This is a genomic window from Staphylococcus condimenti (genome assembly GCF_001618885.1).
GTDB lineage: Bacteria > Bacillota > Bacilli > Staphylococcales > Staphylococcaceae > Staphylococcus > Staphylococcus condimenti.
Genome location: NZ_CP015114.1, coordinates 1,681,401 through 1,702,873, shown reverse-complemented (window position 1 = coordinate 1,702,873; position 21,473 = coordinate 1,681,401). Strand labels below are relative to the sequence as shown.

Sequence of the window (21,473 nt, the reverse complement as noted above, 5' to 3'; positions counted from 1 at the left end):
TTTAAGTTAGGTCACAGTATAATCTAGAGATTGAATATTGACAAGGTTCAGAATATTTAGTAACATTGTTTTTAAGTCGCTAGACTTTCTGAAATATACAAGTGAATTTAATTGAGCAAAGAGGCTTATACAGTATTCTTAAAGGATAACTGTGTAGGCCTCTTTTTGTGTTAAGGAGGAGATTTATATGGGAGATAATTTGAACCATAACTGGATTAATGGCAAGAAAGTTCAAACTGATAATGTCTTGAAAGTCACTAATCCAGCAACAAACGAAGTGATCGGAGAAGTGCCTAGCGTAACTGAAGCTTTAATCAATGATGCAATTGATGCTTCATACCAAGCATTCTCTTCTTGGTCAAAATTAACAGCTGCTGAACGTGCTGAATATTTACATGTATGGGCTGATAACTTACTTCATAAAAAAGAAAAACTCGCTTCTATCATGACCGAAGAACAAGGTAAGCCTTATAGCGAATCTTTAGGAGAGATTGAAGGGTGTGCTCAATTCATTAAATGGAATGCTGAAGAAGGAAAACGGATATATGGCGAGATTATTCCACCCTCTTCACCTAACCAACGAATTTCAGTCATTAAACAACCTGTAGGGGTTTGCGCACTTATCACACCATGGAATTTCCCAGGTGCTATGGTAGCTAGAAAAGTTTCACCCGCACTTGCAGCAGGATGTACGGTTATCGTTAAACCATCTAGTGAAACACCGCGCATAGCAATTGCTATTATGGATGAATTAATGGCAACTGGAATCGATAATGGTGTAGCAAATTTGATAACAGGCAAGTCATCACTTATTTCTGAAACGCTTTTAAGTGATCGACGTGTCAACAAAATTTCTTTCACTGGCTCTACAGAAATTGGAAAGTTATTGATGAAAAAAGCTGCTGATCAAGTGAAACGCATTTCTTTAGAACTTGGTGGAAATGCACCGGTTATCGTGTTAAATGATGCAGATTTAGATAAAGCAGCAGATGCTATTGTAGAAAATAAATTCGAAAATACGGGCCAGATGTGCAACGGCATTAATACCGTGCTTGCACAAAGCGAAGTTAAGAATGAACTTACAACTAAAGTTATTGAACGTGTAACTCAGTTAAGAGTAGGTCCTGGTAATCAAAAAGATGTTCAAGTCGGTCCGTTAATTAATTCAGGAGCTATCGAAAAAGTTGAAAAACTTGTAAGTGAAGCTGAAAAAGCAGGTGCAAATATTGCTGCAGGCGGTAAAAAAGTTGAGAATTCACCTTCTGACTTGTTTTATCAACCTACAGTCGTCACAAATGTTAAACCAGAGATGTCTATTGCTAAAGAAGAAATATTCGGACCAGTAGCACCCATTATTTCTTTCGATACAATTGCTGAAGCTATTAAAATTGCTAATGCTTCTCCTTACGGTTTAGCAGCCTACTTCTTCTCAAACAATGTAAATAATGTCTATCAAGTCAGCGAACAATTAGATTTCGGAATGATTGGTGTAAATGGCACTCAATTAAGTGTCCCACAAGCACCATTCGGCGGTATCAAAGAAAGTGGAATGGGACGCGAAGGCGGACATTATGGATTAGATGGCTTCTTAGAATTGAAATATATTTCACTTTCATTAGATGCATAAATATCAAGGGGGCGTTTCAAATGTTTAGAGAAATTAATGATTTTAACAAACATCGTCGTAACAAAAAGAAAACGGGAAACATCACAAAAGATGAAATGATGGAAATGATTGAAAAAGGCGAAATCGATACTTTGGTTCTTGGTTTTTGCGATATGCAAGGGCGTTTGATGGGGAAACGTATCACAGGTGATTTCATTTTAGAAAATGACATTTCAGAGGGCACACATTTTTGTAACTATCTCTTAGGTACAAACTTCGAAATGGATACGGATGATGGCTATGACTTCATGAATTGGGACAAAGGATATGGTGATTATTTAGCATTACCAGATTGGAACACCTTAAAAGTAATTCCTTGGATGTCACGTACAGCTATGGTTTTCGCAGATGTATACACTGTAGACGGCAGTGAACCGATCAGCGTTGCACCACGCAACATCTTACAACACCAAATCAAAAAAGCTGAAGCTTATGGTCTATCACCTCATATGGCCAGTGAATTAGAATTTTATTTATTTAATGATTCATTCAAAGATATTAATGCACAAGGTTATGATGAACTAGAACCAGCAGGTCATTTAAACGAAGACTACAATTTATTGCAAGGTTCAAAAAACGAACCACTTTACCAAGAAATTCGTCGACAAATGAGTTTGATGGACATTATCGTTGAATCTTCTAAAGGCGAAGCTTACAAAGGACAACATGAAATAAACTTAAAATATTCAGATGCAATCAATGCAGCAGATCAACATTTAATGTTCAAACACGGAATGAAAGAAATCTGTATTCAAAATGATAAATCTGTCACTTTCATGGCTAAACCTTTTGAAGAATGGACAGGTTCAAGTGGTCATATTCATTTAAGCATGATGGATACAAAAACTGGCAAAAATGCTTTTTATGCAGGCGATGATGCATCAAATCCAATGTCAGAAACAATGCAGCATTTCTTAGCAGGTGTTATCAAATATACTAAGGATTTTGCATTAATGTTTGCTCCGAATATCAATTCTTATAAACGCTTTGCTCCTAATAGTTGGGCGCCGGTGAGTATAGCATGGAGTAAAGATAACCGTTCTGCTGGTTATCGTGTTGTAGGTGACGGAAATGCTTTACGTTTTGAATCTCGTATTTGCGGAGCAGACATGAATCCATATCTTGCTTATGCCGCTTTAATCGGTGCTGGTTTATATGGTATTGAACATAAAGAAACTTTAGCTGATGAGTTAAAAGGAAATGCGTATGAACAAAACGAAGTGGATCGTATTCCATCATCTCTTCACCAAGCTATTTTAGAATGGAAAAACAGTGACGTTGTAAAAGAAGTTCTTGGCGAAGAAGTAGCAAAACACTATTTACATGCAGCACAAACAGAACAAGATGAATACGATTCATTTGTAACCACTTGGGAACGTGCGCGTTACTTTGAGCAAGGTTAAGTTTTTTCTATATAAATTTCAACATTGATTATTAAGGAGGCTATTCATATGAGATTAAAAGATAAAGTATGTATTATAACAGGTGCCGGCGGTGGCATGGGTAAGGTCGCAGCAGAGATGTTTTCTAAAGAAGGTGCGAAAGTTGCTGTATTTGAAAGAGATCAAAAAGCAGGAAAACAAGTTGTGAATCAAATCAAGCAAGATGGTGGTGAAGCCTCTTTCTATGAGGTCGATATTATTGATGAAGATGCTGTAAAAAACGCAGTAGACAACGTTGTTGAAGAATATGGCCGTATTGATGTGTTATACAATAATGCAGGCGTAATGCCTGAGGCTGACAACTCTGTTATCAATACTGATCAAACAGTTTGGGACTTAGTGATGAATATCAATGTTAAAGGTATTTTCTTGATGACAAAATATGTTATTCCAGTTATGGAAAAACAAGAATCCGGATCTATTATTAATATTGCTTCTTTTGTAGCTCAAATGGGTTGTTCGGTTCCTCAGGATGCCTATACTGCATCTAAAGGGGCGGTAGTCGCATTAACAAAATCATTAGCTATTCAATTCCGACCTAAAGGTATCAGAACCAATGCTATCAGCCCAGGCCCTATAGAAACACCTTTATTAATGGAATGGCTTGTATCTGATGAAGAAGCCAAAGCAGTCCGTCTAGGCCGCCAACCTGCAGGACGTTTCGGCAAACCTGAAGATATTGTCAATTGTGCCATCTATCTTGCTTCAGATGAATCAAATTGGACAAATGGGGCAAATATTAATGTAGATGGTGGTATAACTGCTAATTATTTCTAAGAATAACCTGAAATTACTCCTAAAACCTTCCTAAATAAAATAAACAAACCTAAATTAAAACAGAGCTGATCAACTCCCTTCAGCTCTGTTTTAATTTGTTTTATAGTTTATAGCCTTGTTATCTCTATTAAAACTGCCTAACAAAATTAAATAAATGATGCTTAAGCAGTTTTGATAGATTGAATTTATATTTTAGATTCTGTTTCTGGAACTGCTTCACCGCGTTCAATTGCTTCTTCTTCTAAATATTCATCAGGTTTAATAATACCTGCACGTCGATCAATTTCTTCCAATTTTCTTGCTTTAGGCAAACATAAGAGATAAGCAAACCCGATAGCAATGAGTCCTGCACTGAATTTACCAATCATGACTGCTGGGATTAAATTTGGTTGGAAATTAGCGGTGTAAGAGAGATGGTCTCCAAGCAAGAAAGCTGAACATACACCAAAAGAAATATTAATAACTTTATCTTTTGGGGGCATATCTTTAACCAATTTAAACATTGCTAAAATATTAGCCATTGTAGCAATAATCCCAGCACTTCCCACTTCACTCAATCCTACTTTTTGTCCAAATCGTGTTAAAGCATTTGAAAAGTATTTTCTAATTAAGTAAACCATCGGAAATGCTCCTGAAAGCATAATTGCGATATTCCCAGCATTTTCCAAAGCTCTGAATTTATCTTTATCATCTGCCATGATGGGATCAAATCCCCATACACCAAATACATTTGTGAAAAATCCAGTAAAAATCTGTACCACTGAGAATACAAAGACGAGTTTAATACAGACATCTAAAATTTTACCGAAAATGATAAATCCTTTAATCATAATATCTGAGAAGAAATATAAACCTGCTGCTGTGACGACAACAAAAATGAGTAGTGGCAATAAATTCAACAACACTGTTGAAAAACTAATTGAAAATACATGTGTAGCTGCACCTACTGTTTCTATAGTTGTTCTTATTTTTACATGACTCATAATCATAATAAATGTAGAAATAAATACACCAAAAGGAATTGCTAGCAATCCAGATAATATCCCTAATGCCATATATTTATGATCTCTTTTTTCTAACATTGGCAACCCTAAAGGAATAGAAAATACAATTGTAGCTCCTGCCATGAAACCTACAATCATTGCCATAATCCATCCTTCATAACTTTCTTTTAAGACATTTGCTAACTGGTATCCACCCATATCCGTGGCTAAGATTGAAGTTGCAGCAATGGCTGGATCAGCCCCTATTTTATGAAATAATGGCCCGAATACCTGCTCAATAAAACGTGAAATAAATGGAATAGAAGCCATAATCCCTGCTGAATTAGCAAAGATAGGACCAATTGTAAATATCCCTTCCATAAATTCTTTACCGATTCCGACCTCAGGATTCCTGATTGCCCCAAAAGCACCTAATACTGCACAAATCATGATGATATATATGATTACTGTACCAATATGTTCCATAAAGCATTCCCCCATTAAATCGATGAGTTTATTAAAAATAATATTGTTTCAATTCTCGGATACACTTTTTTAAAACCACCTCCTAAAATGCAAAAAGATGCCTACAAACCTCCCGGTTAATGTAAGCATCTTTGCTTCAAATATTATTCACTTTTATAATTTATATCATTTGGTCAACTGCTTAATAACTTTTGCTGCTACTTTCTCCATCGAAATATGATGATTCATACTCAGTTTGCGTAATTTTTGGTAAGCAGCTTCTTCATTTAATTTCATTTCAGACATCAACAATCCTTTTGCTTTCTCTATGAGCTTGCGATTTTCAACTTCTTCTTTCGCTGAATTCGACTCTTGTCTAAGTGCAGACATTTTCACAGATTGTGCTAAAGCAATTTCAACCGCAGTTAATAACTGAGATTCTGAAATAGGTTTGATGATATATCCTACAATATTAGCATCTTTAGCTTGTTCAATATATTCACTTTGGCTGAATGCAGATACGATTAAGATAGGTACATTATGGCGCTGACTGATAATCTTACTTGCTTTTAAGCCATTTAGTTTCGGCATCTTAATATCCATAATAATTAAATCCGGTTTTTCTTTTTCATTCAGCTCAATTGCTTTTTCTCCATTTCCCACAGCCGAAGTAACATCATAGCCTGCGTCTTTCAGCATTTCAACAATATCTAAACGTACAATCGAATCATCTTCAGCAACAATAATTTTTTTCAATTTAGTGACTCCCCCAATCATCAAATACCACCTTTCCCAAAGTGCCGAGATGATTGCGGTCAATCGTAAATTTTCCTTCTAAATCATTCTCAGTAATTGTATTTATGATATTTAGTCCAAACGATTGCTTATACTCTCCTTGTTCTTTCTGACCATCATCTTGCACCATCAATACTAATTTCCCAGTTTTATTATTTTTTCCAAAAACAACATCAATATGACCTTCTTCTTGGTGATTAAAAGCATGCGTGACACAATTTGTAATTAACTCATTAGCAACCAAAGCGACTGATACTGCAATGTTAGATGGAAGATAAAAAGATTCTTGGATGTCATAATGAATATGTAAGCGTTGCGTGTTTCCCGTGCTTACAAGCATATCCCCGATTTTAATAATCAATTTGCCAATATCAACCTGATCGGCATATGCACCATCTAATATCACTTCATATACTGATGCAATACTAAGGATTCTATTTAAACTTTCTTCAAAATAATGTTTGCTTTCATCAGGTATGCCCCGGCGCATTTGTAGCCTTAATAAGCTCGCAACTGTTTGAAGATTGTTTTTTACGCGGTGATGCACTTCACGAAGTGCAACAGATTTAGAAACAAGCTCTTTCTCCTTTTCCTTTAAGTCAGTGATGTCATGTAACATGATGATGTGCCCTGATACATTACCTAAATCATCAAATAATCGAATACACTTTACTTGAAAGTAGTGACCTTGCAGTTTTCGTTCTTTAATTGTGATTACTTGTCCATCTGTTAACATTTCTTCTATGTTAGGAAACAACTCGACGAAGGAAAGCCCCATCTTACAATCAATACCTACAATATCTTTCACTAACTTTTCTGCTGTTAAATTAAAATAACGGATAATCAAATCTTGATCGATATCAAACAAGCTTTCATCAATCATATCTGAGAAAAATAGCTGTTTTTCACTAGGATGTGATACGATTTGACTCAACGTATAAGTCGCTTCAGTCAATGCTTTCATTTTATTTTCCTCAAGCAATTGGTTACTGATGTCTTTTTCCATAATTAATGCAGCAATCACTCTATTATTGTAAATAATAGGCGTGACATTTTGTTCAATCACTTTGCCTTCTTGAGACATACCTCTATGATGATATACGCTTTTCTTAGTTTTAAAAACTTCGAATACACCCGGTTCAAATCTTTCATAAGCATTTTGTTTAATGACAGAATTATGATATAACACATCATTTCGATCTGGCATGGCTTCTGCTACTACAATAATATGATTGTTGCTTTTAGTAGGACAATCGATAAAAATACTTGACTTATTAAGATTTGCCATAATTGGTAAGTGTTTCGATAATTCTTCAATTTCTTTAATTTCATCTTCAGTTAAATCTGTGTGTTGTTTACATATTTCTCGAACATTTTCTATATCGCATCATTCCTAAAAGTGCAAAGATTAGAATATTTTGATTATTCATAATTATATACTATTATCTATTTCACTTTAGTGATTGTCAAATTTGTGAAGAAATGCATTTGTGTGCAGATATATAAAATAAACCTATCCATGCCTTTTCTATAAAAAAAGAACCTGCACTGAAAAAGTACAGGTTCACTATTTAAGTTGCTTCATTTTTTATTTCAAGTAATCATAAATTGGACTTGGTTGTCCTAATGTTAAATCAGCAAGAATGTGATGAGCATCTACAATTTTTCTTACAGGGAAATCTGCAAGTGGCGCCATCACATGTTCAAATAATTGTAAACGAGCTGGTCCACTATATGCTTCTTTCAATTTAATATCTGTAATTTGACTTCTAGTTAACTCACAACGTAATAAACTGCCATCATAATCTCTAACAGACTTCAACATGAATTGAGGTGCAGTAACATCTGCTAATGCTTCTTCATCTGTCATTTTATAATATTTATAAGCCATTGTAGCTTGTGCAACACGTAAAGAGTTATAATCAAGCGTTCCAACAAGTGTATCGTTATCTACAAACAAATCCGGATTGCCGGCTTTTTTAGGGAAGGCTGCAACCTCTCTACCACTTGCAATTGCTGCTTGATTACTAACATACATGGACAGATAAAATTCACCTTTTTCACCGTTATATTCAACGGGTATCACATGCCCCGCTTCTTTATAACTTCCTAATCCAGTACTGTCCGGCATATTGATAACTTCAAATTTAATACGATTGCTTGTCACCTTTAACGGTTCAGGTACAACCTCTTCTAGGGCTTCTCGATCTGTTTCATAAATAATATTGAGATATTCTCTATTTTTGAACTTAATTTCTGTCATCGGGAAGACAGGTGCATTAATCGGTGTTGCTGATATATTTTTAACTTGTTCTTTATCCATCATGCTTCACTCCTTAATTATTTGTTTTCATCAAATAATGTTTTGAATTGATTCATGCTTTCATTAAAGTCAGGTACTGTTTTGTTATTTTGAGCATTAGATACAATCTCTACGATTAAATCATTTACTGGAGTTGATACATCGTTTAATTTACCTATTTTAGTTACAGCACCATTAATATAATTAATTTCAGTAGCTCTGCCTTTTCTTAAATCTTGCAGCATACTTGCTTCGATTAATCTTGAAGCTTTCAATGTTTCTTTCATTATTTCAATTTGTGCTTTTTCATCAGTAATTTCCGCAAATGCTTCTGGGTCTAATATACTTAGTTTTTCAAACTCTATACCATTACTTTTACCGACTTTTACTACTTCATTCATTGCATATAGTGCAGCTTTAGCACCAATTGGATCATCCATAACGTCTCCATATGTGCTGTTTGTTGCAGCAGACATACCGCTTAATGCACTATTAATAATTAATTTAGCCCATTTTGTACCTGGCAAATTATCTGACACTGAAATACCGCCGATAGGTTCTAATGCTTTTTGAATTGCTCTAGTTCTTTCTGTAACTGCTCCATCTAATTCCCCGATTTGAATTGCGTTGTTTTTAAATGTATCGAATTCAGTTGTTAAACGTGAAACACCAGGACCTTCGAAAGTTGCTCCGAACTCTACAGATCCCGCTACAATATTAGCTGGTGGCAATACTTCTTGAATCAACTCTTCAGGAATACCATTTTGTAATGATACAACTGTACCATTAAATTTCAAAATATCTCTGACTTTCGGAATGACTTGTTGATTAAACACTTGTTTTGTTAAAAGCAAGATTATATCGTATCGTTTATTGACTTCATCAGGTGTAATAGCATGTACCGCATGACGATAATCTGTTGCCCCCACAACATGAGCGCCTTCTTCATTTAGTTTATCCACATGTGCTTGGTTTACATCTATTAAATCTACATCAGCATCAGATTCAGAAAGGAATGCTCCCATAATTGTTCCTAATGAACCTGCCCCATAAATTGCTATATTCATTTTCCTTCACCTCTTAATGCTATTATAACGCCCCTAACTTATATATAATAATATATAAAATTGATAGAACTATAACCCACAGCTTATAGGAGAATTGATATGGAACTATTATATTTAAAGTATTTTAAAAGTGTCGCAGAAACCTTAAACTACACGCAAGCTGCAGAGGATTTATATATCAGCCAACCAGCACTTAGTATGACGATTAAGAAATTAGAAAAAGAACTTAACACGGAATTGTTTATTAAAAAAGGCAGAAATATAGTACTTACTGAAAATGGAAAATTACTGCTTAAGTCAGTTAATCGAATATTTAATGAAATAGATCGTGTAAGTGAAATAATACAAAACAATACAGCAATCAGAGAAAAAACTGTTCATTTTGCTTCTTCACACACACGTTTAATGTCAGGTATCTTCCCTGAATACGTGAAAAATTATCCTGAAAACAAATATAATATGGAAATCACTGTAAATAGAGAGATTATACAAAAATTACTCTCTCACCATATAAGCTTTGCTTTGAATTCAATAGAATTAACACATCCTAAAATCGAATGTAAAAAAATAATTGATGAAGATATTGTATTAACTTATCCTCATAAATTCGATGGATTGTTGACATCTGATGATCTATATAACAATTCCATTTATAAATCATTCTTATTTTCATCACATAATAAAGAATATAACGAAATGTTAAAAGCTTTCTTAGAAACTAAAAATATCAAAATAAATAATTCCAACTATGTAGATGATTATTTTCTACGTACTTTATTAAGAGAACGTACAAACTTCTGTTTCTTGCCAGCTTCTATGTGTAAAGAATTAGAATTACCCTATATGCAGGATAAAAATTTAATCATTTCAAGCAATATCTATCTTTCTACATTGAAAGATACACCGCTAAATGAAGCTGACTTAAACCTTTATCAATTTATAAAAGATTACTATAAAAAACATCAAGCACATTATATTGTTAAATAATCAAAAACAGACTGCTTTTCAAATCATTTGCAGTCTGTTTTATTTCAATAAATTATGATAAAAATTCATAATTTTAGGTGTTTCCATTTCAACTTCCAAACAATACTTTATCTAACACCTCCACCGTTTCATTCATTTTTTCTCCTTCTACATTTGCAAAACCTATAATTATAGTCTGAGCGAATTGTTGAGAGATATCTTCTTGCATAAATCGGTCGAGAGTGTATAATTCTAATTCATAATTGTTGGCTCTTGTCTCTATTTGTTCATATGTGTAAGGTGAATCTACGTATATCACAAAATGTAAGCCTGCTTTTACGTTTTTAATAGTGACATTCTTACTTAACCTAGTTTTCAGTATGTGTACAAGTTTTTTCCTTTTATACTCATATAAATGACTCATTTTCCGTATATATCTTTCATAGTAACCATTATCAATAAACTTGGATAATGTTAAAGCATTTAACGTACTAATTTCTGATACTGAATCTTTAAATGCCGCCTCAAAATCTGTTACTAATTCCTCTGGTAAAATCATATAACTAATTCTGAGTCCTGGTAAAAGTGTTTTTGAAAAGGTGCCTAAATAAATGACTCTATTATTCTTATCTAAACTAAATAAAGAAGGTATATTATCTGTTCCATATTTATATTCACTATCATAGTCATCTTCAATGATAAAATGCTCTAAACTGGTTGCCCAGTTAAGTAATTCAATTCTTCTAGAAATAGGCATGATAGTTCCTATAGGAAACTGATGAGAAGGTGTTGTTAACATGAGATGAGGATTATTCTTTTTAATCGCTTGTATTGAAGCTCCTTTATTGTCCAAAGGAATATGAGATATTTCAAAGTTCTGCTGCTGAATAAGGTATCGCATACGAGTGTAACCAGGATTTTCAATACCGATTACCGAGGATTGATCGAATAACTTCAATAAATACAAAACTAATGCATTAGTTCCTGATCCTACAATGATTTGTTCTGTATCACAAGTTATGCCGCGTTTGAATGAAACCAATTTAGCAATAGACTGTCTGAGTTGCAGAGGTCCTTTAATATAAGGCACTTCTGATAAAAGCGCTTGGGATTCTTTGAATACTTGCTTTTGTAATTTTGTCCATGTCTCAATGGGAAACTCTGATAAATTTGTGGACATATGTGACAAAGTATATTTTAAATAAGGCTTATCTTCTACTTTTTCTTTAAATCTGTTTCCATCAGATTGATGATGAGGTTCTACAATCAATTCATTTAATGATTCAATGTAATAACCTTGTCTTTCTTTTGTATAAATATAACCTTCCGCGATTAACTGTTCATAAGCTGTTTTTACGCTATTAATACTGACATTCAATTCTTTTGCTAACGCTCTTTTAGACAATAGTTTTTCATGACTTTTATATTTATGATCTAAAATATCTCTTTTCAATTGATTGTAAATTTTTCTGTATATATAATTTTGCTCATCTGTCATCTTTTACCTCCTCTGGTACCATTATTTTTCCAGTTCTGGTTCTTTTCATTGTACCAATTTATAACGTATGATACTCCTAATAAACAAATGGAGGGGATTCTATGACTATGCAAGGTAATCAAACAAGTGAAGAAATGAATAACCAAGCTTATGGTGATTTAAGAAATCGATATGTAGCACGAGGGGTCGGAAATGGGAATTTAAATGTAGCTAAACATGCTGAAGGTGCTACAGTTACTGATATTGAAGGCAATGAATATATTGATTTTGCTGCAGCAATCGGTACTTTGAATGTAGGTCACAGTCATCCTAAAATTGTAAAGCACATTAAAGAAAAGGTTGAAGATTTTATTCACCCAGGATTTAATGTCATTATGTATGAAAGTTACTTGAAGCTAGCTGAAAAACTGGCACATTTGACACCGGGTGATTTTGATAAGAAAGTAATTTTACTTAACTCTGGTGCTGAAGCTGTGGAGAATGCGGTCAAAATTGCCAGAAAGTATACAGGGAGAACAGGAGTTGTATCTTTTGTCCGCGGGTTCCATGGCCGTACTAACTTAACAATGTCTATGACAAGTAAAGTCCGCCCTTACAAATTAGGCTTTGGACCTTTTGCATCAGATGTATACCAAGCACCTTATCCTAATTTTTCAGAAAAGCCCGAAAAATTAAGTGATGAAGAATATGTAGACTACACTATTCAACAACTGCGTGATTTCTTCATTTCGACTGTAGATCCTGAAACAGTTGCATGTATTGTAATGGAACCTGTTCAAGGTGAAGGTGGATTTATTATTCCTGACCAAAAATTTGTAGAAGCTATCAAAGAAATTTGTAATGAATACGGAATTGTATTTGTTGCTGATGAAATTCAGTCAGGTTTCGCACGTACTGGTAAAACATTTGCAATGGAACACTTTGGTGTCGTACCAGATTTAGTTACTGTTTCTAAATCACTTGCAGCCGGTTTCCCACTCAGTGGTGTGGTCGGACGTGCTGAAATTATGGATAGTGCGAACTCTGGGGAATTAGGCGGCACTTATTGTGGTAATCCTATTGCTTGTGAAGCAGCCTTAAAAGTCATTGAAATTATTGAAGAAGAAAACCTTAATGAAAAAGCAGAGCATATTGGTGCAGCTATTCAAGATAGATTAGAAGCGTTATCACAAAAAGTCGACTTTATAGGAGATATTAGACGTCTTGGTGCAATGGCTGCTATGGAAATAGTTGATCCTAAAACTGGAAAACCTGATAAAGCAAAAACTACAGAAATTGTAAAACAAGCAAACGATAATGGACTTTTGCTGCTCTCAGCCGGTCTCAAAGGAAATGTTATACGTTTCTTAACGCCACTTGTTATTACAGATGAGGAACTGAATAAAGGATTGGATATTTTAGAAAATGTAAGCACAAACGTTTAAAAAATAGATAAACAAATGGGGTATGTGTTATGAAATCACATTTCAATAAATCCATGAGCATTATGGATGTTTTGTTTCTTGCTATCGGAGCCATGCTCGGTTGGGGATGGGTTGTATTATCAGGAGAATGGGTTTCAACAGCAGGATTTTTAGGGAGTATCATTGCATTTTTAATTGGTGGATTATTCGTTATCTTTATTGGTTTAACATACGCTGAATTAGCTTCAGCATTTCCAGAAACTGGCGGTGGCTTTGTCTTTGTTAAAAAAGCTTTTAAACCCGGCCTTGCTTTTATTTCTGGATGGTCTGTTTTATTCGGTTATGTCTCAGTAATTACTTTTGAAGCTGTGGCTCTCCCTACAGTAATTGATTACGTACTTCCTTTCAAACACTCAGGATTTCTATGGAATATCCAGGGATGGGATGTTTATTTAACTTGGGTGCTGATCGGATCAATCGGCAGTGTCATTTTAACATCACTTAACTATTTTGGTATTAAACCTGCAGCTATTATGCAGACAATCTTTACAGTTTTTATTGTCGCAGTCGGACTTCTACTGGTTGGAGGCGCTGGTGTGAATGGAAACTTTCATAATTTAAAACCACTATTTGTTGATGGTTTCGGTGGTACAATGTCCATTCTTATTATGATTCCGTTCCTGTTCGTCGGTTTCGATGTTATTCCACAAATTGCCGAAGAGGTAAAAGCACCTTCTAAGAAAATTGGGAAAATATTAATTATTTCTATCATTGCCTCTGTCTTTTTCTACTTATTAATCGTCTTCGGTGTGGCTACAGGGCTAACACCTAAAGAATTAAAAACAAGCAACTTAGCGACTGCAGATGCAATGGTTAACCTATTTGGAAGTGGCGGTTTTGGTGTATTGCTTGTTCTTGGAGGAGTAGCTGGTATTATCACAAGCTGGAACGCTTTTATTATAGGTGGAAGCAGAATTTTATATGCTATGGCAAAGAATGGCATGATTCCTAAATGGTTCGCTTATATTCATCCAAAATATAAAACACCTACTCATGGTATTATTTTCTTAGGCGTTCTTGCTTTTGTAGCACCATTATTAGGGCGCCCTGCTTTAGTATGGATTGTAGACGCAGGGGGTATAGGTGTAGTAATTGGATATTTCCTAGTTGCTTTATCATTCTTAAAATTAAGAAAAACCGCACCAGATTTAGAACGTCCGTATAAAATTAAAAACGGAAAAATTGTAGGAATTATCGCAATTATTTTAAGTTTATCATTCATAGCAATTTACTTGCCTGGCATGCCTTCATCATTGTTATGGCCATCTGAATGGCTGATTGTATTTGTATGGTATGGCATTGCAGCAGTATTATACTATGTTCAAAAAAGGAAAAACGAGGTGGTAAAGAATGGCAAAATTAGAAGTTTTGAACCCGGCAACGAATGATGTCATTGAAACTTTAGAGTACACAGATGAAGCAGCAATTAATAAGCAAATCGAAAACGCACAAAATGCATTTGAATCTTGGAAAGAGGTAGATGCACACACGCGTTCACAAAAATTATGGGCTTGGTCTAAGTTAATTGATGAACATAAAGAAGAATTAGCAGAATTGATTACAAAAGAAGGGGGCAAACCGTTAAAAGAAGCTTTAGGCGAAGTAGATTATGCACGTTCTTATGTTGATTGGTATGCAGAAGAAGCAAAGCGTCTTTATGGACGTACGATTCCAGCCAATACAACTTCTAAGAAAATTATCGTTCAATCTTTTCCAGTAGGTGTTGTAGGCGCAATTACACCTTGGAACTTCCCTGCTGCAATGATTACACGTAAAATGGCTCCTGCTTTAGCTGCAGGTTGTACAATCGTTTGCAAACCAGCAGTACAAACACCTTTAACAACGATACGTTTAGTAGAATTAGCACACGAAGCAGGTATTCCTGAAGATGCAATTCAATATGTGATTGCTTCTGGTAAAGATGCAGGTCGTATTTTTACAGAGAGTCCAATTATACAAAAAATCACATTTACTGGGTCTACACCTGTTGGTAAGAAACTAATCGAAGGCGCTTCAGATTCCGTTAAAAATGTCACAATGGAACTTGGTGGCCTTGCACCATTAATTGTACACAAAGATGCAGATATTGATTTTGCTGTGGATCAAACTATCGCTACAAAATTCAGAAATGCAGGTCAAACTTGTATTTGCGCTAACCGTATTTATGTACATGAAGACATCGTTTCGACTTACGTTGAAAAGTTAACTCAAAAAGTAAATGAACTGAAAGTCGGCAACGGTTTAGATAAAGATGTTGATATAGGACCTTTAATCAACCAACAAGGTGTAGAGAAAGTCGTTAATCAAATTAAAGATGCTGTTTCTAAAGGTGGTAAACTTTCTCGTTCACTCGAAGACATTGAATCACTAGGCGGAAACTTCTTAAAACCTGTGGTAATTTCAAACGTCAACCAAGATATGATTATCATGCATGAAGAAACATTCGGTCCTGTAGCACCAGTCATGAGTTATTCAAAATTAGATGATGCGATTAAATATGCTAATGATACAGAATTCGGATTAGCTGCTTACTTCTTTACTAAAGATTATACAACTGGATTCTACCTATATGATAACTTAGACTATGGTGTTATTGGTTGGAATGATGGCGGTCCTTCAGCTGCACATGCACCTTTCGGCGGTATGAAAGAAAGCGGTTATGGTCGAGAAGGTGGTATTGAAGGTATTCAGCCTTATTTAGAAACAAAATATTTATCAATCGGCAATATGTAGTTCATACATTAAGCACAAAATCTATTACTCAGGTTTTGTGCTTTTTTGATTTGTTTTACAGCTTAGGATTGCTATGCTTAATATATTATTAAGCGTAGTAGTAACACTGATATGCCTTGCTTCAGTGTTTTTTCAAGGAGTGAATGATATGTATATCTGGGATAAAAAATTTGATTCAACCGATTACCTTTATGGCAAAACGCCAAATGCCTATATAAAAGAAGTATTTGATCAAGAGGCAAACGACAACGAAAAAGTTCTGATTTTAGCGGAAGGTGAAGGTCGTAATGCAGTTTATCTAGCAAAACTTGGTTATGATGTAACTACCTATGATTTATCAAAAGTGGGTATCGAAAAACAATTAAAACTCGCAAACGAAATGGATGTAAAAATTGATGCTCGCTATGGTGATGTAACAAAGCAAGATTTAATACCTGCTGATCAGTTTGATTACACTGTAAATGTATTCGGCCATGTTCTCACTGAAGATAAACCAGGCATGTTTAATAATCTGATTCATCCTTTAGTTAATCACGGACATAGTTATTTTGAATTCTACTCTAAAGATCAAGTCGATTTTGGTACAGGTGGCCCTAAAGACGTAAATATGTTATATGATACTGATGAAATTAAAACAATCTTATCTCATTTGCCAGTAAAAATTCATCGTTTAGAAAAAATTGAAATCGAACGGCATGAAGGTAATAAACATAATGGATTAGGTAGCGTTATTCAAGGTCATATAGAAAAAATAGAAAATTAAAAAAGACATTGTTTCAACATTACAGTGTGTTGAACAATGTCTTTTTATTATTCTCTATATTAATTACTGCTTACTGTTAATGTAGCTATCTGGATTTACACTATATTCATTACCTACGCCACCTTGCATACGTTGGAAGTGCAAGTGTGGTGCAGTTGAATTACCAGTACTGCCTGATTGACCGATTTGGTCACCTGCATTAACGTTTTGTCCTTGTTGAACATTCAATTTATTCATATGCATATACCATTGATAGTTATCGCTGTTTTCTTCTTGGATTGTAACTTGGTTACCGCCACCGTAGTTACTCCAACCTGCTTGTGTCACTTTACCATCTGTTAATGAATAAACTGGTGTGTTTTCTGGCATACCATAGTCAACACCATAATGAGCACCACCGCCATGATATTGTCCATACTCTTGTAATTTAGGATGCTTAGTTAACCAGCTTGCATCTTGTGCATGAGCACCGTCACCATTGTCATTTGTATCAGGCGCTTCTGTTGTATTACCTTCACTTGAACCTCCTGCATTATCTTGTGTGTTGTTTACCTCTGGAGCTTGTGCAGTTTGTGGTTGTTGTGTATTTGAAGTAGCACTTTGTGATTGCATATTTGATTCTTGGCCACTTGATTGATTATATGTTGAAGCATTTTGTGCTTGTGTACTTTGATTATTTTGTGTACCTACTGAAGCACTGTCTTGTGCTTGTGTATTTTGATTGTTATTTTGAACATTTTGAGCAGTGTAATTATCTGCTGCTTGAGCAGCGTTAGGATTTTTTGCTTTATCTTCTGCTGAAGGCGTTGCATTTACGTCATAACCTTCTCTTTGTACTTCTTCACTAGAAGCACTTGGAGAATAGTTATTGTCATCTTGCTGATAGTTTTGGCTTAATGCACTTTGTGGGAAGTAGAAATAGTGTGTTGCACCTTCTGAGTCTGTTAAAGTGAATTGATATTCATGATTATCAAACATCGATTGATTCCAATTACCATCTAATGTGTGATGGTAATTACCTTGTGCGTCCTTAGTAAAATATGAACCGTAAGAATAACCTTTAGCTTCTTGTGTCTGTTGTTGCTGTTGTTCAACTTGTGGTGTGTTTTGTGTATTCTCCGCTGCATCAGCACTGTGACTAATAAATCCTACTGATGATACTCCCAAACCTACGATTGTCGCCGTCAATAACTTATTCATATTAATTAGCTACCATCCTTTTTGTAAAATCGAATTTTGTTTACAAGTTACAAATTATCACGGACTGATAGCAAAAGAAAGATGCACAATCGTTTTGTAAGAAAATGTATTTTGCATGTAATATAATTACGCGCCTTTTAAAATAGCTAAAAGCCTGTGTACACAGCGTGTAGAATATAAAATACGTGTAAACAAAAGATGGATTATTTCAAGTTATATTACAAACAATTCAGTTTAGCAAAAAAGATTATAGCTCCAAATTGAATCAAAAGCGGTTTTAGTTTCAATCGATTTCAATGATATTTAATGCATGTGACATTTCATGGTAGATGTTTTTTGTACGCCATTCTCTAAAGTACCCTAAAGATACACAAGCAAATTCTATACCGTTCTTTTCAATCTCCCCTCTGAAATGTACATGTCCCATTAAACTATATTTAATATTATATTTTTGATATAGCGGTTGGAAATCTGAAGTGCCTATAAAGGCATTGAAATAATTGAAGATACGATGTGGCATCGGTACGCTAAAACTAGAGTCTGTCACAACATGAGTGACGAGAATAATCTTTTTATCTTCTACTTTTTGAAGATCTTTTTCTGACATTACAGCCGCTTCACGTGACACTTCGATATCACTCATTCCCCAATCAACATGGACTTTATCTTGCCAAGTTGCACCTTTGAAACGTCGTCGTTCCAAACGTTCAGTCGTATACTCTGAACTTGCAAATGTATAATCATACCAGCCGCTATTTCCAACAATTGCCCATTCCTCATTAATAACATAAGGGTGTCCCATCAAGCACTCTGGTTGTTTCATGAAAAATTCATGAATTTCATGCGTCGACTTTTCATCTACATTCCAATAGTCATGATTACCTGGAATAAAAAACACTTCTTTATTGGTACGTCTCTTCATTTCTTGTACGAACTGATAAGATTTACGATAATCGTTTGAGATATCTCCAGCAACGATAAGAATATCCAGATGTTGGTCTTCAGCTAATGACGCTAACGTTTCAGCATATTCAGTTTCAGTATAATTAGATGGACGATCAATATGTAAATCTGAAATTGTTCCGATTTTCACATCTTGCACCTCCTTAGTTATTTCTTCTTTAAGTCATATTTTAGCTTAATGCAAAAAGAGAACAAGCATAAACTGCTCATTGATATGAATTAATATTATCTTTCAAAATCATTTTATAAACATAGTAGCTTTGCGACTTATAATACAATAACTATCCACTGCCACAACTTAAATCTTTTAATAAATTTTAAATAAAAAGTCATTCCTAAATTAAATATAATAAAATCGGGTATCGGTAAATTGGAGAGATTGTGCAAGCAGGCCTCTTCCACTAAGCCCTATCAAACATACTTACAACTATAAAGAAAGGGTGATACAGTGGAACAGTTTGAAACTTCTGATAGTACAGTAGATCTTAAGAATATTAAATTCGCTTGGGATCAACTTATTACTGACGAAGACGAATTGGTGGAGGCTGGCTATCCTAAAGATCTACTTGAAGAGTGGATAAAGGATGGTATTATCCAACCCTTCTCTCCCAGAGGCAATAAACGTCATTTTTATTCAAAAGATGTTTTCATTGCAACTGTTCATCATGTCTTACGAACATAGCATGATAAGAAGCACAGGATCGACCAGAGGTTGATCCGCTTCTTTTTTATAGAAGAAAAAATATAACAAAAAAGCTGCCAGTGTATCTACTGACAACTTCATTTCTATTCCAATTATTATTATATTTTATTGATACTCTACAAATTTTTCAGTAGGCATTCTAAATGAATCGCGCGGTTCTTTCGCTTTTTTACCGATAGCCACAATCATTACAGGAACATAACGGTCTAATGGATAGCCTAAAGCATCACCAATTTTATCCGCTTCAAATCCGCCAATCGGATTCGTATCATAACCATATTGTTTCGCTACCAACATCAACTGCATTGCCATTAAACTGCTGTCGATTTTTACAATATCGCTCATTTGTTCACGTGACAGACTTTTATATCCATCTTTTGCCAAAGGTAAAATTTGATTTTTAACTTCTTCAGGCATCATGCCTTGTTCAACAACACTTTCATAAATGAAGTCTGCATTTTCATAACATTGCAAATCACCGAAAATAACAAGCATCGCCGAAGATGTATCATTTTGATTTGTATTAAATTGGATAAGTGGTCTTAACGTATCTTTTGCTTCATCACTTTCAACTACCGCAATTCTCCATGGCTGCATGTTCACGGAAGAAGGCGCTTGAGCTGCTTTCGCTAAGATTTCATCCATTTCTTCTTTTGGAATTTTGTAATCAGGGTCAAACCCTTTTACAGATTTTCTACTGTTCAAAATATCAGTAAAGTTTTCCATTCTTTCACCTCATAAGCATTTTCTATATAATAGAATATAGGTTAAACCAAAGTTTAAGGGAAGTGATATGTTTGGAAAAATATACAATTCAAGAAGTATCTGATATGAAAGACATCTCAAAAAGTAAATTGCGCTATTATGAAAAACACGGTTTATTAATGAATATAGAGAGAAATGTACATAATCAACGTGTCTATTCCCATAAAGATATAGAGATGATCGGTTTAATACAATGTTTTAGTTTATTAAATATGTCTTTGAAACAAATCAAACAAAATGTTGATAAGCTCTCTGAAGACGAAACTCAGATTTCAGATATTCTAGAAGCACATCTTACAGTGCTGAAAGCTGAAAGAGAGATCGTTGATTTACGTATATCTGCGATTGAAGAAAAATTATCTCACACTAAAAAAACAACTTAATTTTTTATGTTCGAAAGCATTCTTCAAAATAGTCTATCTAAAATTAAAAATCCCCTCACTATATTATTAGTAAGGGGATTTGGTTTACAATTCATATTTTCCATTGCATTTATGTAGCCAAATTGTACATAGGTATTGAAACATTACCCCTGCATCAATTGTACTTCAGTCTCTGCTTCTCTTCTTACTCTTGTTCTATCTTGTTCAACCCAACCTGGAATTAAAAATGCATCAACAATCACCCAAATAATTGTTGGGATGCCAAATGTGAACCAAGCAGTTAACAATGTTAAAGCCATCAACCCAAAGGCTGACCCTGTTTTACCGAAATAAAAACGGTGTCCTCCTAATCCTCCTAAGAAGAACCATAATACATAAGCGATTGTAGGTTGCTTCGCTTTGTTTGCCACTTGTGATTCAATAAAGCTCTTCGCTTGAATATCCATCAATTTTCCACCTTTCTGTATATTTCAATCAATTCTAATAAAAAATTAACATATCTTATTATACATATATAAGTGGTCAACTATTGTCCACAA

At 34.5% G+C, this 21,473-nt stretch carries 20 protein-coding genes; 10 read left to right on the top strand and 10 right to left on the bottom strand.

Annotated elements, in window-relative coordinates:
• Positions 1-187 precede the first annotated feature (187 nt).
• The 3 genes from A4G25_RS08410 to A4G25_RS08400 are packed head-to-tail and all read left to right on the top strand — an operon-like array spanning position 188 to position 3,885.
• A complete protein-coding gene (locus tag A4G25_RS08410; RefSeq protein WP_047132088.1) occupies positions 188-1,627 on the top strand; it encodes an NAD-dependent succinate-semialdehyde dehydrogenase in 1,440 nt (479 codons plus the stop codon).
• 20 nt (positions 1,628-1,647) lie between these two features.
• The gene (locus A4G25_RS08405; protein ID WP_047132087.1) at positions 1,648-3,069 is read left to right on the top strand and encodes a glutamine synthetase family protein; all 1,422 of its coding nucleotides are present in this window, start codon (positions 1,648-1,650) and stop codon (positions 3,067-3,069) included.
• Positions 3,070-3,117: 48 nt separating this feature from the next.
• Positions 3,118-3,885, top strand: coding sequence for an SDR family NAD(P)-dependent oxidoreductase (locus A4G25_RS08400; protein WP_047132086.1), 768 nt, complete (start codon positions 3,118-3,120; stop codon positions 3,883-3,885).
• Positions 3,886-4,070: 185 nt separating this feature from the next.
• On the opposite strand, the gene eutH is transcribed toward A4G25_RS08400, so the two are convergent.
• The 5 genes from eutH to A4G25_RS08375 form a co-directional block, all read right to left on the bottom strand.
• Positions 4,071-5,354: an ethanolamine utilization protein EutH gene (gene eutH, locus A4G25_RS08395; RefSeq protein WP_047132085.1), complete on the bottom strand. Its 1,284-nt coding sequence runs from the start codon at positions 5,352-5,354 to the stop codon at positions 4,071-4,073.
• Positions 5,355-5,519: 165 nt separating this feature from the next.
• Positions 5,520-6,110 carry an ANTAR domain-containing response regulator gene (locus A4G25_RS08390; RefSeq protein WP_047132084.1) on the bottom strand — a complete coding sequence of 197 codons (591 nt, stop codon included), beginning with the start codon at positions 6,108-6,110 and terminating at the stop codon, positions 5,520-5,522.
• Complete coding sequence (locus A4G25_RS08385; RefSeq protein WP_232011972.1) at positions 6,091-7,446, bottom strand: histidine kinase N-terminal domain-containing protein; 1,356 nt, start codon at positions 7,444-7,446, stop codon at positions 6,091-6,093. Before A4G25_RS08385 ends, A4G25_RS08390 begins: the two co-directional genes overlap by 20 nt.
• Before the next feature lie 270 nt (positions 7,447-7,716).
• A complete protein-coding gene (locus A4G25_RS08380; RefSeq protein WP_047132082.1) occupies positions 7,717-8,451 on the bottom strand; it encodes an acetoacetate decarboxylase in 735 nt (244 codons plus the stop codon).
• A gap of 17 nt (positions 8,452-8,468) precedes the next feature.
• Complete coding sequence (locus A4G25_RS08375; protein WP_047132081.1) at positions 8,469-9,497, bottom strand: ketopantoate reductase family protein; 1,029 nt, start codon at positions 9,495-9,497, stop codon at positions 8,469-8,471.
• A 99-nt stretch (positions 9,498-9,596) separates the two neighbouring features.
• On the opposite strand from A4G25_RS08375, the gene A4G25_RS08370 reads away from it, so the two are divergent.
• Positions 9,597-10,484: a LysR family transcriptional regulator gene (locus A4G25_RS08370; protein WP_047132080.1), complete on the top strand. Its 888-nt coding sequence runs from the start codon at positions 9,597-9,599 to the stop codon at positions 10,482-10,484.
• A gap of 88 nt (positions 10,485-10,572) precedes the next feature.
• Here the strand turns inward: A4G25_RS08370 and gabR are convergent, their stop codons facing one another.
• Positions 10,573-11,961: a MocR-like transcriptional regulator GabR gene (gene gabR, locus A4G25_RS08365; protein ID WP_047132079.1), complete on the bottom strand. Its 1,389-nt coding sequence runs from the start codon at positions 11,959-11,961 to the stop codon at positions 10,573-10,575.
• Between the two features lie 101 nt (positions 11,962-12,062).
• Between gabR and gabT the strand changes: the two genes are divergently transcribed.
• From gabT to A4G25_RS08345, 4 genes are all read left to right on the top strand, one after another.
• Positions 12,063-13,385: a 4-aminobutyrate--2-oxoglutarate transaminase gene (gene gabT, locus A4G25_RS08360; protein WP_082107861.1), complete on the top strand. Its 1,323-nt coding sequence runs from the start codon at positions 12,063-12,065 to the stop codon at positions 13,383-13,385.
• 29 nt (positions 13,386-13,414) lie between these two features.
• Complete coding sequence (locus A4G25_RS08355; RefSeq protein ID WP_047132078.1) at positions 13,415-14,812, top strand: APC family permease; 1,398 nt, start codon at positions 13,415-13,417, stop codon at positions 14,810-14,812.
• Complete coding sequence (locus A4G25_RS08350) at positions 14,775-16,157, top strand: NAD-dependent succinate-semialdehyde dehydrogenase (RefSeq protein WP_047132077.1); 1,383 nt, start codon at positions 14,775-14,777, stop codon at positions 16,155-16,157. The genes A4G25_RS08355 and A4G25_RS08350 overlap by 38 nt, the downstream gene beginning before the upstream one ends.
• Positions 16,158-16,305: 148 nt before the next feature.
• Positions 16,306-16,920 carry a class I SAM-dependent methyltransferase gene (locus A4G25_RS08345; protein WP_047132076.1) on the top strand — a complete coding sequence of 205 codons (615 nt, stop codon included), beginning with the start codon at positions 16,306-16,308 and terminating at the stop codon, positions 16,918-16,920.
• A gap of 63 nt (positions 16,921-16,983) precedes the next feature.
• Here A4G25_RS08345 and A4G25_RS08340 read toward each other — a convergent pair whose 3' ends face one another.
• Together A4G25_RS08340 and A4G25_RS08335 are read right to left on the bottom strand one after the other, a co-directional pair.
• Positions 16,984-18,120, bottom strand: a complete 1,137-nt coding sequence (locus tag A4G25_RS08340) for a M23 family metallopeptidase (protein WP_047132075.1) — start codon at positions 18,118-18,120, stop codon at positions 16,984-16,986.
• Positions 18,121-18,403: 283 nt separating this feature from the next.
• Complete coding sequence (locus A4G25_RS08335) at positions 18,404-19,213, bottom strand: metallophosphoesterase (RefSeq protein ID WP_047132074.1); 810 nt, start codon at positions 19,211-19,213, stop codon at positions 18,404-18,406.
• 318 nt (positions 19,214-19,531) lie between these two features.
• Here A4G25_RS08335 and A4G25_RS08330 point away from each other — a divergent pair, with 318 nt between their 5' ends.
• Positions 19,532-19,765, top strand: a complete 234-nt coding sequence (locus A4G25_RS08330; protein ID WP_047132073.1) for a hypothetical protein — start codon at positions 19,532-19,534, stop codon at positions 19,763-19,765.
• 126 nt (positions 19,766-19,891) lie between these two features.
• On the opposite strand, the gene A4G25_RS08325 is transcribed toward A4G25_RS08330, so the two are convergent.
• Complete coding sequence (locus tag A4G25_RS08325) at positions 19,892-20,512, bottom strand: nitroreductase family protein (protein ID WP_047132072.1); 621 nt, start codon at positions 20,510-20,512, stop codon at positions 19,892-19,894.
• Positions 20,513-20,583: 71 nt separating this feature from the next.
• Here A4G25_RS08325 and A4G25_RS08320 point away from each other — a divergent pair, with 71 nt between their 5' ends.
• Positions 20,584-20,934: a MerR family transcriptional regulator gene (locus tag A4G25_RS08320; RefSeq protein ID WP_047132071.1), complete on the top strand. Its 351-nt coding sequence runs from the start codon at positions 20,584-20,586 to the stop codon at positions 20,932-20,934.
• Between the two features lie 143 nt (positions 20,935-21,077).
• Here the strand turns inward: A4G25_RS08320 and A4G25_RS08315 are convergent, their stop codons facing one another.
• Positions 21,078-21,380 carry a TM2 domain-containing protein gene (locus A4G25_RS08315; RefSeq protein ID WP_047132070.1) on the bottom strand — a complete coding sequence of 101 codons (303 nt, stop codon included), beginning with the start codon at positions 21,378-21,380 and terminating at the stop codon, positions 21,078-21,080.
• Positions 21,381-21,473: the final 93 nt, after the last annotated feature.